Here is a 12,702-nt window from a genome sequence, read left to right as displayed (position 1 = left end):
TTAAAAAGTTTGTAAGCATAATAGATTATGAGACGGGATCGCGCTGCCGCTTGGACAACTATACCCTTCTATAAAAATGCGCATTAGCCGTAGCCGGATCCGCCAAAGGTTTGTTGACCGCAAGAAATGGACAGGATGGGTTTAGACCATCGTTCGAATCGTGGAAAAAAACGTAAAAACCAAATATACTATTTATAGCTTGGTTTTCCATTTCCAGAAGCGACACGCGGATGAAAAATGATAGTTAATTTGGAGGTATTCAAATGAAAATCACGTATCACGGACATTCTTGCGTACAACTTACTGAAGGAGAAAACTCGATCATTATCGATCCTTTTTTGACCGGCAATTCCGCCGCCGTAACGAAGCCGGACGATGTCAAAGTCCAGTACGTGCTGTTAACGCACGCCCACTCCGATCATATCGCCGACGCGGAGGCGATCGCGCGCAGCAATGACGCGACGATTATCGCGACGTTCGAGCTGGCCACCTACTATTCGTGGAAAGGGCTGAAAACCGTCGGGATGAACCTCGGGGGGAGCCTGGATCTAGACTTTGCCAAAATTAAAATGGTGCAAGCTTTCCACAGCTCCGGAATGATCGTTGAGGAAGGGAAAATTTTGTACATGGGCATGCCTGGCGGATTCGTTATCAATTGGAACGGCACGACCATTCTGCATGCCGGGGATACCGCATTGTTCGGGGATATGAAAATGATCGGCAAGCAGCATTCGATTGACCTCGCCTTTATTCCGATCGGCGATCTGTTCACGATGGGACCGTCTGACGCGCTAATCGCCGCCGAATGGCTGCAGGCGAAAGCGGTTGTGCCGATTCACTATAATACGTTCCCGCCTATTAAGCAGGATGCCGGAAAATTCGCGAAGGACTTGGAGAAGCTCGGCATTGAGGGACTGGACCTTGAGCCGGGGGAATCGTTCGAGATTGGGGATTAACGCTGCACCTGTAGCAACAATAGAAAGAAGGCCGGTTGCGCGATAGGAGCAACCGGCCTGTTCCATTTTATTTTAAGATTTGCGCTCTTCCAAACGTTTTACCGTCTCCTCCCGCTTCTTGCGGTTAGCCTTCGTAATTTCTTCCTGCGTTTTGAATAACACTTTTTTCGGCTTTTGCAAGAATGGCACGACCTTCCCGCTCGTCATGCGGCTATTCACCACCAATCCTTATCACAATCCCGCGTCCCGCTTTGCTCTGCATTTCGCGTTTTTGCAGGACGAGGGAGAACGCGTGCACGAGACGATAAACCTCGCGGATTTCGATAACATCGTTGGACAGCGTCAGCTTCAACGCCTTGTCATTCGAATCGTCGAAGTGAAAATTCCATATCCACGTCTCTTCGAACATCTTCATCCGATAAGAAGCGACCGTACGGCCGGGGAAAGGGCTGTTGTAAGAGAAGCCGTCCTCCTCCTCCGGCAGCATCGCCACGTATACCGCCGCATATTTTTCCGCATTCGCTTCCGTAAGCGCGATAATTTCCGGACTAGCGCCCGTCGTCCCTCTGTCATGGAACTTGCGGATATAATCGCCCTCTACCTTATAGATCGTAAAAGCGCACACAAAATCGAGCTCATAAAAGTTCATGCAATCATTAGCCAAACGATACAACGATTTATTAACGGACTTAATGACGTCCACCAAATACCCGATGACCCGTTCGTGCTTTTCTACTTCCGATTGCAGGTAGTCTCTGGCCGTGCGGTACTCCTCTTTCTCCGTTTGGACCGCATCCATATGCCCCCTCGTGTACTCGAGAATGCTTCTGACATCAGCCTCATCCGTCGCGTAAAATAAGGAGTTCACGAAATGCAGAAGGCCTTCAAAGCTCGCGTTGTGCTTATGGAGAAACGGAGCCCACAATTTGTATTCGAGCGGTCTCTTCGCCTTGAAAGCCCCGATATGGAAATGGGCATGCCCGATTGTCGCCATTTGTCCGGTATATCGTATGACCATAATCCAGTAGGCAACAACGAGAACCGCAACGGTAAGGAGAACGATGAGCCAAACGGGAAGCGCAGCCAGCCATCCGCCTGCGACAAGCATGGCAGGCCCGATAACCGGCAGCGAGCCCCAGCCTATTTTGCCAAGAGTGCCGGCCGAACGCATTACGCCCTTTAACTGCTTACATGGTCCCAGCCAAGCTTGTCCTCTCCAGGCGGAAGCATCTTGGCTCCTCATGGCGGAAAGCACCGGGTCGAACACGGTCTTCAATTCGGCAATGAAGCTGTGATAATTGATTTTGGTCTCCACATGCGGCAATGGCCTCACCACGCATTCTGTTCATCTTCCATCTCTCTCCATTGTATAAACGGCAGATGAACATTATGCCTCATGAGCCATTCTTTAGCTGCCCTTCTTTCGTGTAACCTTCACTCGCATGCGCGACTACAAGCATACGCTCGAACGGGCCGGACTCGGCGGTCCTGCGGGACAACCATGCGCCGATGATGCCTCCGGCAAAGCCGACCGGTATCGAGACGATGCCCGGATGCTTCAGCGGGAACAGCGCCTCCGCCTTGATCCAGCCGTCCACCGGATTCATCACGTTAGGGCCGACCGCGATGAGCAGCAGCGAGGACAGCAAACCGGAAGCAATAGCGGTCATGACGCCAACCGCCGTGAATTTGCGCCAATACAGCGTGAACAGCAGCACCGGCAGATTGGCGGAAGCCGCAACCGCAAAGGCGAAGGATACGAGGAAGGCGACATTCAGCTTCTGCGCGCCCAAAGCAAGCACGATGGAGGCGGCTCCCACCCCGATGGCGGACAGCTTCGCAACTCTCATCTGCTGCCGTTCCGTCGCTTGCCCGTCCCGGAAGATGCTGTTGTATACATCATGCGCGAATGCCGACGAAGCGGTCAGCACGAGCCCCGAAATGACCGCGAGTATGGTGGCGAATGCCACCGCCGATATAAACGCCATAAGAAACTGCCCGCCGAGCGCTTCCGCCAGCAGCGGCACGGCAAGCTCCACTCTGCCGGTCAGCGCAGACCAATCCACGAAAGCCGCAGCGCCGAAGCCGAGAAATACCGTCATCGCGTAGAATATACCGATCGCATAGGTGGCGGTTCTCACCGACGCGCGCACCGCCGGCCCTCCGCGAACGGTGTAGAACCGCGCGATAATATGCGGCAGCCCGGCTGTCCCCAGCACGAGCGCCATATTGAACGACAGCAAATCCATCGGATGCTCGAACAAATGGCCCGCCTCGAGAAAACGGCCGCCAAGCGGAGTCGCTTGTTCCATTTGGCGGAACAGTCCGAATACATTCCAGTCGAACCGCGAAAGGACGATCATGCTGACTAGAAAAGTGCTGCCGATGAGCAAAATCGTTTTTATGATCTGCACCCATGAAGTCGCAAGCATCCCGCCGAACGTCACATAGACGGTCATCAATCCGCCGACAAGCGCGATCGCCCAGGACGTATCGAGTCCAAGCAGCAGATGAATGAGCCAGCCGGCGCCGACCAATTGCGCAATCATATAAAAGACGGTAATCATCAGGTTCGTGAACGCGATAAAGCCCCGAAGCCGTTTATCGTTAAAGCGAACGGCGACCGCGTCCGCCATTGTAAACTTGCCGAGATGATGCAGCGGTTCGGCGATTAAGTACTGCACGATCACGTACGAGGCTAGGAAGCCGATTGAATAATAGAAGCCGTCGAAGCCGTATACCGCGATCGAGCCCGCGATGCCAAGGAAGGAAGCCGCGCTCATATAATCGCCGGAAATCGCAAGCCCGTTCTGCAGCCCGGTTAGCCGATTGCCCGCGGCGTAGAAATCATTCGCGCTTGTTGTCCGCTTGGCGGCATAATACGTAATCATAAGCGTGCCGACAATGACCGCAAGGAAAAACACGATTCCGGATATGTTCACGCTCATCTCCCCCTCTCCCCTATTCTAAACGAAAAGAGGGCAAGCTCCCATGCCAAAAACGCATGCGGAGCTAACCCTTATTTCTCACGAATGGAGCTCGCTATTATCGTCCCTACCCGCCGATATTTGCCTTCACCAGCACCTCGGCGTATTTCGCCTCATCCTTGGCAGAATTGCGCGACGAGAGCAGCGTGCCGACAAACGCGGCCAAAAAACCAAGCGGAATCGAGATAATGCCCGGATTGGTCAGCGGAATGATCGGATCGCCGACGAAAATCGCTTTGCCCGCCTCCGGATTCCAAATGTTCGGACTAAGCGCCACGAGCAGAATCGTGCTGATCAGGCCGACCAGCATGCCGCTGACCGCCCCTGCCGTATTGAATCGCTTCCAGAACACAGTGAACAGAATGACCGGCAAATTCGCGCTGGCCGCCACCGCAAAGGCGAGCGACACGAGAAACGCGACGTTCATCTTCTGCGCGAACAAGGCTAGCAGAATGGAGACGACCGATACGCCGATCGATGCGTAACGCGCCATCTTCAGCTGCTCCTTCTCCGTCGATTGGCCGCGGCGCACGATTTGACCGTAGAAGTCATGCGCGAATGCGGATGCGGCTGACAGCACCAGCCCCGTAACGACCGCGAGAATCGTAGCGAACGCCACCGCCGAGATGAAGGCGAACAGGAAGTCGCCGCCGAGCGCTTTGGCCAGAAGCGGAGCCGCCATGTTGCCTCCCGCGTCCACCTCTGTAATATCGGCTGCTCCGACGAAAGCCGCCGCGCCGAACCCGAGGAAAATCGTCATGACGTAGAAGATCCCGATAATCCAAGTCGCGTAGACGACCGAGCTGCGCGCCGTACGGGCATCCTTAACGGTAAAAAAGCGGATCAGGATGTGCGGGAGGCCCGCTGTCCCGAGCACCAGCGCCAAGTTGAGCGAGATGGTCTCAATCGGCACTTTATATTTATTGCCGGGGTTCAGGAACGCCTCGCTCAGCGGCGTCGCCGTCTTCATGTGTTCGAACATGTTAACCAAGCTGAAATCGAACTTCGCGAATACGATAATCGAAATGACGAACGTGCCGAGCATCAGCAGCACAGCCTTCGAAATTTGCACCCAGCTCGTCGCGTGCATGCCGCCGAATACGACGTAAATCGTCATCAGCACACCGACGATAAGCACGGAGGTGACATAATCGAGACCGAGCAGCAGCTTAATCAGAGCGCCCGCGCCTACAAGCTGCGCGATCATGTAGAAGATCGAGATCGAAATCGTGTTGAGCGCGGCGACCCCGCGCACCTTCTTGTCCGCGAACCTGGCCGCGATCATGTCGGCGACCGTATATTTGCCCAGATTCCTCAGAGGTTCCGCAACCAGGTACAGCACAACCAAATACGCGACCAAAAAGCCGATGCTGTAAAAGAAACCGTCATATCCGACAAGCGCGATGGAGCCCGCAATGCCGAGGAACGATGCCGCCGACATGTAGTCGCCTGCGATCGCCGTTCCATTCTGCCAGCCCTTCAGACCGCCGCCCGCCGTATAAAATTCGCTCGTGTTGTTCGTTTTTTTCGAAGCGTAATAAGTAATGACAAGCGTAAGCAGCACAATTCCGCAAAACAGCGCAATAGCCATAGTCGTTCTACGCCTCCATATCCTTTTTAATCTCTTCCACGATCCGATCGAACTTTGACGCCTTGCGTGAATACAGGATGCAGAGGGCCCAGGTCATAACGAACTGCGCGAAAGCGAACACCCATGCCCAGGAGATGGGGCCGATGGCCGGCTCGTTCAGCCAATCGGTGTACGAGGTCAGAATCGGCAGCGCAAAATAAAACAACAGAAAAAACACGGACATCGGGACGATGAACCGTTTCTTGCGGGAGAGCAGCGTGTTGAATTTTTCGGATTGCCATACTTCGGTATAGCTCTTTTCCTTCGCCTTCATTGCTTTTCCCTCCAATTGATTTGCAGAAATCGATTGCGGCGACCACCATTGTAAGCGCTTTAAATCGATTATATACAGAAGAGCATGGCGGTACTACCGTCCATGCGTGAACCGTCGCTATGCGCGCGCGAACCGCCGATTCCGGCGCCTAAGCCTCGCGAAGCATCCGGAACAGATCCTTGGCCGCCTCGCGGGAGAGCGGAATCGAGCTATGCTCTTCGTCCTTCATGACAATATTGTAAGCCCCGTTGAGCCAAGGCGTTATTTCCGAAATCCGATTGACGTTAATCAGGTAGCTGCGATGCGGGCGGAAAAAAGTGTAGCCTGCCAGCTTCTCCTCCAGCTCCGATAAGGTAAGCTTCGCCGCAATGCGCTGCCGGTCCGCCGTAAAGATGCGGATGATTCTTTCTTCACGCACAGCATAGACGATCGACTCGGGATTAACCAGCACATGCTTGTCGCCGTCTTCGAGCAGCAGCTTGCCGCGCGAGGTGCGGGGCGTCTCACCGGCTAAAGCGCCTGTAAGTTGTTTCTGCTGCCAAGCGGCCGAGCCGCTTGCCGACGCGCCAGCTATGCCCGTCCCCTTCTCGCGAATACGCTGAAGCGATTCCTTGAGCCGCAGATGGCTGTACGGCTTCAGCAAATAATCGACCGCGTTCAAACCGAACGCTTCGACCGCATAATCGTCATAGGCCGTCGTGAACACAATCATAGGCGAGTGCGGCGAAGCCTTCAGCATACGCGCTGCCTGCACGCCGCCCAGCTCCGGCATTTGCACGTCAAGGAACACGACATCGGGGCGCTCCGACGCGACAAGCGACAGCAGCTCTCTTCCGTTCGCCGCGCAAGCCGCAAGCTCGATATCCGGCTCCTGCTCCAGCAAATAGACGAGCTCCTCTCTCGCCAGCCGTTCGTCTTCCGCAATAATCGCGCGAATTCGCTTCATGACACCGAAACCTCCTTCGAATCGTGGAGAGGGATACGGAATGTAACCCGGCATCCGCCCTCGGCCAAATTGTCAAATACAAGCTTCGCCTCCCGGCCGAACATACTGATCAGCCGCTGATTAATATTGTAAATGCCGATCCCGGTCCCTTCCCCGCTCTTAACCGGCTGCTCGCCTAGGCTCGACAGCATATCCGGAGAGATGCCCGTACCGTTATCCTCCAGCCGGACCACGGCCGAAGAGCCAGCACGCTTCAGCTCCAGCCGAATGACGCCGCCGCTCACCCGATTTCTCAGACCATGCTTAATGCTGTTCTCGACAAGCATCTGCAGCGTGGCGGGCGGAATAAGCAGCTCCTCCAGCCCGGCATCGATGAGACTGCCGAAGGTGAATTGCCCTTCAAAGCGAATTTGGATGATGGCCAAATAAGCCTTCAACAATTCCATCTCCTCCTGGACTGTCGTCCTGCGCGAGGCCATCACCCTCACATTTAACCGCATAAAATTCCCGAGCTGCAGCGTCGCCTCCCTCGCCAAGGCGGGATCCGTCCGAATCAACGCATGGATGGCGTTTAACGTGTTAAACAAAAAATGCGGATTGATCTGCGCCTGCAGCAGCTTTAGCTCCGCTTCCTTCATCAGGCTCGTCATCTTCTCATGGGCGGTCGCCCCGAGCTGATACGAGATGAGCTGGCCGAGACCTTCCGCCATCACAATTTCTACCCGGCGAATATCGTCGGGCCGTTTGAAGTACAGCTGGATCGCGCCGACCGCCTTCGCGCCCTCCATCATCGGCACGATTATCGCCGCGCCAAGCGCGGGGTGGCGCGGCTGAATATCCTCCGGCTGCGCCACAATCCGCAGCTGCCCCGTCGCGATCACGGCCTGCGCGGACGCCGACCCGATCGGCTCGCCGGGCCTCACAGCCGCATTGCCCGTCCCGGCATGGGCCAGAACGCGCTCCGTGTCCGTCAAAGCGACCGCCGTCGCCTTCAGCTCACGGAGCAGCAGAGCGGCTACGGCCTGCGCCGTCCGGTACGTGAGCCCCTGCTTCAGATGCGGCAGCGCCGCCTCGGCGATATGCAGCGCCTTCTCCGTCTCGTAAGCGGCCGCGCGCTCCTCCTCGCGCAAGGCAACATGCAGCATCGTCGCAAATATTGCGATGGACACGCTGTTCGTCAGCACCATCGGAAGCCCGATCTCATCGACCAGCGCGATCGCCTTCTCCGGTTCAGTCGTAAAGATTAGAATCGCGCCCATCAGCAGAATCGGCGCGAACATTCCAATAAACAGCGCCTTAGCCGGCGAGATAACCCTTTCCTGCGCAAAAAATTTGGCCACGCTTCCCGCCAAAACGCCGGTAATCGGGGCCGTTACGGCTCCGGCAAGCCCGGCAAAGCCTCCGATATAGAAGAGATGGGCGCCGGTCAGCAGCCCCCCTCCGATCCCGACCAGCCGCCCGCCCATCAGCCCGCCGATTACGACGCCAACGAGGGCCGAATGGGCAAGGGCCTGGTTGGGCCCAAGCGGCTGCAGCCAGAAGAACGAGCCGGACGCCCCCGCTTCTACGACAACCCCCGCATACGTCCCCAATATGCCGAACAGGCCGAACAGGCAGGAATACGCGACAATGCGCCGCGCCGACATCTTTCGCCGGTCCAGCAGCTGCCGGAACAATGGAATTCGCGTTAAGATGAACGTCAGAATGAGCAGAATCCCCATCCGCTCGAATAACTGCAGCGTCAGCGCCTGCATCCAGCGTCTCCTCCCGATGAAGAGGGTCCTTCACCCCATTTATAATTCATCACCTTAAATGTATGCGCTTTCAATTGTAGTCAACTTGATTATAGCATGGGGCTGCTCTTTAGGTTAACCGGAAGCTGCGCCGCTTAGTTCCCGCTTGAGATAAGCATACAGCGTCTTACCCGCCGACGGGAGCGGATAGGCCGATTCCTTGCACAGCAGCCCGAACGTCATCGAGATGAGGCTGCCTTCAATGGTCCGGAACGTTGTCCCCTTGGGTTCATTCTCCACTAAAAGTTTAGGCACAAGGGCAATGCCTAGACCGTTCTCCACATAAAATTTCAAAGCCGTCATGCTCCCTACTTCCATCGTGTCGAGCGGAATATTCCCCTTCTCCTGCATGACGATCTCCAGCTTTCTTCGATAGGGACAAGTCGACGCTGTAATAAGCAAGCGGTTCCCCGCCAAATCCTCAGGCATGACCGACTCCTTCTCCGCAAGCGGATGGTCCTCCGGCATCAACACGACGAACTCCTCCTGAAGCAGCGGCTCAAAATAAAACTCGGACCCTATGCCGGGCGAGGTCGAGACCGAAAAATCGATGTCGCCTTTAAGAATCTTATCGCTCAGGACCGGCGTGCTCGAGATTTCAATGGAGACCCGGATGTTCGGATATTCGGACATGAACTTTTTCAGAACCTGGGGCAGTCGATAGCTGGCCGTCGGTTCCGTCGAACCGATCCGGACATGGCCGGCCTCGCCTAATTTCATATCCGCCAGACTCGTCTGCAGACGCTCCAGTCGCTTCACGATTTCTAGGCTCTGGTCATAGAACAGTCTGCCGGCTTCCGTCAGCGTGACCTCTTTCCCTCGCTCCAGCAGCGAAACGCCTAATTCGGATTCAAGCTTTTGCATCTGCATAGTAACCGTTGATTGCGCATAATTCATTTCCTGCGCCGCGCGGTTAAAGCTTCCGTATTTCACGATCATTTGGAACGTGATAAGCGATTTGAAGTCCATCTTCTCTCCCCCTCGTTCAAAAATTTTGAATCCACTCTTCAATTCATTCAATTATACAAATAGCATAGCTAACCTTACAATATCATTAACCAACTCTAACGAAAAGGCGGAATAACGATGGAACTAAAAAATAAAGTCGCTCTTGTAACTGGCGGAGGCACGGGCATCGGTAAGGCGACCAGCCTTGCGCTCTCGCGGCTGGGAGCAGCCGTTATCGTTAATTATTCCCGTTCCTTAGAGGATGCGGAGGAAACGGTGCGGCAGATTCGGGAGGAGGGAGGACGAGCCGTCGCGCTTCAAGCGGACGTGTCCCGTGACGAGGAGGTGCGGGTTATGGTCGAGAAGGCTGTGCAGCTGTTCGGCACGGTGGATATGCTAATTAATAATGCCAGCGTAACGAGGCATATCCCGATGCATGATTTGGAGACGGCAACAGAGGACGTATGGGATGAGCTGTTCGGCGTAAACGTGAAGGGCATGTTCTTCTGCGCGCGCGCCGTCGCCCCCTTGATGCGGAGGAACCGGCAGGGCGCCATCGTCAATCTCGGCAGCATTGCCGGCCAGACCGGCCTGGGCTCCTCGCTTCCTTATGCCGTGTCGAAAGCGGCCGTGCATGGTCTGACTAAATCGTTGGCGCGCGCACTCGCCCCCGACATTCGGGTCAATTGCGTCGTGCCTGGAGCCGTCGAAACCAGGTGGTGGGCCGGGAAGGAGGAGCAAATGAGGAAGCTTGCGCCGAATCTTCTTCTGCAGCGCATTTCCACAGCTGACGATATCGCTCAAATGATCTGCGCGGCTCTGGCTCAGGAAGCGATGACCGGGCAAATTATAACCGTGGACAGCGGACAAACCTTATAACGATTTTTCAAAAAAAAGGCCATCCCGCAAATTCGGGATGGCCTGTTCCTACAATGTCGCTGCCGCCTGGCTAGCCAGCGACGCCAGCTTGCTGTAATCGGCATTATGGGCTTGCTGAAGCTTGATCGTCTTGCGCTCCGGCGGTCCCTCGAATCCATCCGGAAGCTCAAGCTCTCCTTTTCGATTTCCTATTCGTCCAACATCCTATGAAGATCGATAACCCCTTCGCCGTAACCGTTCGGGTCCGGCGCCCTCTTCGCCCAAGCTAACGCTTCTTCCTCGCTTGTCACGTCAATAACCGTATAGCCGGCAGCCAGTTCGTTAACTTGATCAATCGGTCCCGAAGCGAAGGCAGGACTGCCTCCGGCGTTCGGATAGGCTATCCGTATACCGTTTGAGCTTGGGAGCAGCCGTTCGGCAGCAAGCAGGACGCCTGCCTTCTCAAGCTCGGCATGATATGCGTTCATCGCTTCGATGCTCTCTGCCCTCGGCGGGATGCCCGCTTCCGAATGGCGGGTGGCCCTCATGATCAGCATATACCGCAATCTGATTTCCTCCTTTCACTCCGCCGACCTGCAAGCTGCGGCGCGTCTAAGCAGCAAATCCCGTTCCTGTTCATTCCGTGCCATCGCAGCCGCCGCTTCGAAGGCGGCCCCAGCCTCTTCGATTCTTCCCAGCTTATATAAAAAGTCGCCTTTGACGCTCGGCAGCAAATGATAGTCCTGAAGCGCCGGCTCGCTCTCCAATTGCTCGACAAGCTCGAGAGCGAAGGCCGGCCCGAACGCCATTCCGATCGCGACCGCCCGGTTAAGTTCCACGATTGGCGAGGGCATGACACGCGATAGCGCTTCATACAGCGCGGCAATCCGCATCCAATTCGTCTCTTCCGAAGACGGTGCCTCGGCATGGCAAGCCGCGATTGCAGCCTGCAGCGCATAGGGCCCGAGCGGCCGGCCAAGCGACCGCGCCCGCTCCAAAGCGGCCAGTCCGCGGCGGATTAGGAGCCGGTCCCACAGCGAGCGGTTCTGATCCGCCAGCAGAATCGGTTCGCCTGCCGGTCCCACCCGCGTCTTAAGCCGCGAAGCCTGAAATTCCATGAGTGCCGCCAATCCGTGCGCCTCCGGCTCCAGCGGCGCGACCTCCGCAAGGATGCGGCCCAGCCGCAGCGCTTCTTGGCAGAGCAGCGGACGGGTCCAGTTCTCACCTGAAGTAGCCGCGTACCCTTCGTTGAACATAAGATAGATCACTTCAAGCACCGCTTCCAGCCTTTCCTTTAATTCAGGGCCGGCCGGCGTCTCTTCGAAGGCAGCCCGGGCTTCCCGCAATGTCCGCTTGGCGCGGACGATTCGCTGCGCAATCGTCGGCTCCGGCACAATGAAAGCTCGCGCAATCTCGTCTGTCGTCAGTCCTCCAAGCAGACGGAGAGTGAGCGCGACACGTCCTTCCCGAGACAGAATCGGATGGCAGGTCATAAAGATAAGACGCAGGAGATCGTCCCCGATCTCGCCGCTCGCTTCGCCGTTCAGCTCATCTTCCGTATACAATTCCGCGCTGCGTCCAACCTCTTCGTATTTCCGGTCGCGCAATTTGTCTCGGCGCAGCAGGTCAAGCGCGCGGCGTTTCGCCGCCGTCATCAGCCATGCGCCCGGTTTGTCCGGAATGCCGGTAACCGGCCACTTCTCGAGCGCGATGACAAGTGCGTCTTGCGCGAGATCCTCGGCCAATCCGACGTCTCGCACCATCCGCGTCAAACCGGCGATGAGCTTGGCCGATTCGATGCGCCAGACCGCCTCGATCGCTAGCCGGGAAGCGGATTCCGTCACGAGCGGCCGCGCCTCTTCATTTCTTCCGTAAGCTTTGCATGACTGACAAGCATGCTCGGGTCCTCCGTCAGCTCCGGCGCTTCAAATACCTGACGAAGCTCGATCCGGCCCTCGCCGTTCCCATGCGGATCCGGCATCCGCATCGCCCATTCAATCGCTTCTTCCCGCGATTTCACTTCAATTAACGTATAACCGGCAATCAGTTCCTTCGCCTCGGTGAACGGTCCGTCTATTACCTTCGGCTTTCCGCCCGGCTCCGGATAGGAGATTCGAATCGCGTTCGAGCTCGGATGGAGTCCATCCGCCGCAAGCAGCACGCCCGCCTTCGCCAGCTCCTCATTGTATTTCATCATCGCCTCGAACAGCTCCGGACTTGGCGGCTTGCCATTCTCCGAGTCCGCCGTCGCTTTTACAATCATCATAAACCGCATAACCAACTCTCCTCTACAATTGAATTGAAGCCGAG

13 protein-coding genes are annotated in these 12,702 nt (G+C 56.2%); 2 read left to right on the top strand and 11 right to left on the bottom strand.

Translation table 11 applies throughout. The features are described from left to right. Window positions 1–263 precede the first annotated feature (263 nt). Window positions 264–956 (top strand): metal-dependent hydrolase, encoded by a 693-nt coding sequence (locus D3P08_RS21475; RefSeq protein ID WP_119602174.1) that lies wholly within the window; start codon window positions 264–266, stop codon window positions 954–956. 72 nt (window positions 957–1,028) lie between these two features. Here the strand turns inward: D3P08_RS21475 and D3P08_RS27925 are convergent, their stop codons facing one another. The 8 genes from D3P08_RS27925 to D3P08_RS21440 all read right to left on the bottom strand — a co-directional run bounded on the left by D3P08_RS27925 (window position 1,029) and on the right by D3P08_RS21440 (window position 9,555). Further along, complete coding sequence (locus tag D3P08_RS27925; RefSeq protein WP_276311187.1) at window positions 1,029–1,163, bottom strand: hypothetical protein; 135 nt, start codon at window positions 1,161–1,163, stop codon at window positions 1,029–1,031. A gap of 4 nt (window positions 1,164–1,167) precedes the next feature. After that, window positions 1,168–2,292, bottom strand: a complete 1,125-nt coding sequence (locus tag D3P08_RS21470; RefSeq protein WP_147381836.1) for a hypothetical protein — start codon at window positions 2,290–2,292, stop codon at window positions 1,168–1,170. Window positions 2,293–2,350: 58 nt separating this feature from the next. Beyond that, window positions 2,351–3,904 (bottom strand): solute symporter family protein, encoded by a 1,554-nt coding sequence (locus tag D3P08_RS21465; RefSeq protein WP_206098992.1) that lies wholly within the window; start codon window positions 3,902–3,904, stop codon window positions 2,351–2,353. A gap of 106 nt (window positions 3,905–4,010) precedes the next feature. Next, complete coding sequence (locus tag D3P08_RS21460) at window positions 4,011–5,534, bottom strand: solute symporter family protein (protein ID WP_119602172.1); 1,524 nt, start codon at window positions 5,532–5,534, stop codon at window positions 4,011–4,013. A 7-nt stretch (window positions 5,535–5,541) separates the two neighbouring features. Continuing rightward, complete coding sequence (locus D3P08_RS21455) at window positions 5,542–5,847, bottom strand: DUF485 domain-containing protein (protein WP_119602171.1); 306 nt, start codon at window positions 5,845–5,847, stop codon at window positions 5,542–5,544. A gap of 148 nt (window positions 5,848–5,995) precedes the next feature. Further along, a complete protein-coding gene (locus tag D3P08_RS21450) occupies window positions 5,996–6,793 on the bottom strand; it encodes a LytR/AlgR family response regulator transcription factor (RefSeq protein WP_119602170.1) in 798 nt (265 codons plus the stop codon). Continuing rightward, a complete protein-coding gene (locus tag D3P08_RS21445) occupies window positions 6,790–8,547 on the bottom strand; it encodes a LytS/YhcK type 5TM receptor domain-containing protein (protein ID WP_119602169.1) in 1,758 nt (585 codons plus the stop codon). Before D3P08_RS21445 ends, D3P08_RS21450 begins: the two co-directional genes overlap by 4 nt. A gap of 114 nt (window positions 8,548–8,661) precedes the next feature. Continuing rightward, window positions 8,662–9,555: a LysR family transcriptional regulator gene (locus D3P08_RS21440; RefSeq protein WP_119602168.1), complete on the bottom strand. Its 894-nt coding sequence runs from the start codon at window positions 9,553–9,555 to the stop codon at window positions 8,662–8,664. A gap of 117 nt (window positions 9,556–9,672) precedes the next feature. On the opposite strand from D3P08_RS21440, the gene D3P08_RS21435 reads away from it, so the two are divergent. Continuing rightward, on the top strand, window positions 9,673–10,413 hold the full coding sequence (locus D3P08_RS21435; protein WP_119602167.1) for an SDR family NAD(P)-dependent oxidoreductase: 741 nt from the start codon (window positions 9,673–9,675) through the stop codon (window positions 10,411–10,413). A gap of 188 nt (window positions 10,414–10,601) precedes the next feature. Here the strand turns inward: D3P08_RS21435 and D3P08_RS21430 are convergent, their stop codons facing one another. The 3 genes from D3P08_RS21430 to D3P08_RS21420 are packed head-to-tail and all read right to left on the bottom strand — an operon-like array spanning window position 10,602 to window position 12,667. Next, window positions 10,602–10,949 carry a YciI family protein gene (locus D3P08_RS21430; protein WP_240647701.1) on the bottom strand — a complete coding sequence of 116 codons (348 nt, stop codon included), beginning with the start codon at window positions 10,947–10,949 and terminating at the stop codon, window positions 10,602–10,604. A gap of 24 nt (window positions 10,950–10,973) precedes the next feature. After that, window positions 10,974–12,236: an RNA polymerase sigma factor gene (locus D3P08_RS21425; protein ID WP_119602165.1), complete on the bottom strand. Its 1,263-nt coding sequence runs from the start codon at window positions 12,234–12,236 to the stop codon at window positions 10,974–10,976. Further along, a complete protein-coding gene (locus D3P08_RS21420; RefSeq protein ID WP_119602164.1) occupies window positions 12,233–12,667 on the bottom strand; it encodes a YciI family protein in 435 nt (144 codons plus the stop codon). Before D3P08_RS21420 ends, D3P08_RS21425 begins: the two co-directional genes overlap by 4 nt. Window positions 12,668–12,702: the final 35 nt, after the last annotated feature.

Origin of the sequence: Paenibacillus nanensis, assembly GCF_003583765.1 — a bacterium.
In the GTDB taxonomy this organism is placed as follows: domain Bacteria; phylum Bacillota; class Bacilli; order Paenibacillales; family Paenibacillaceae; genus Pristimantibacillus; species Pristimantibacillus nanensis.
Note: the sequence above shows the minus strand (reverse complement) of the source record. Positions and strands in the feature narration are given on the sequence as shown.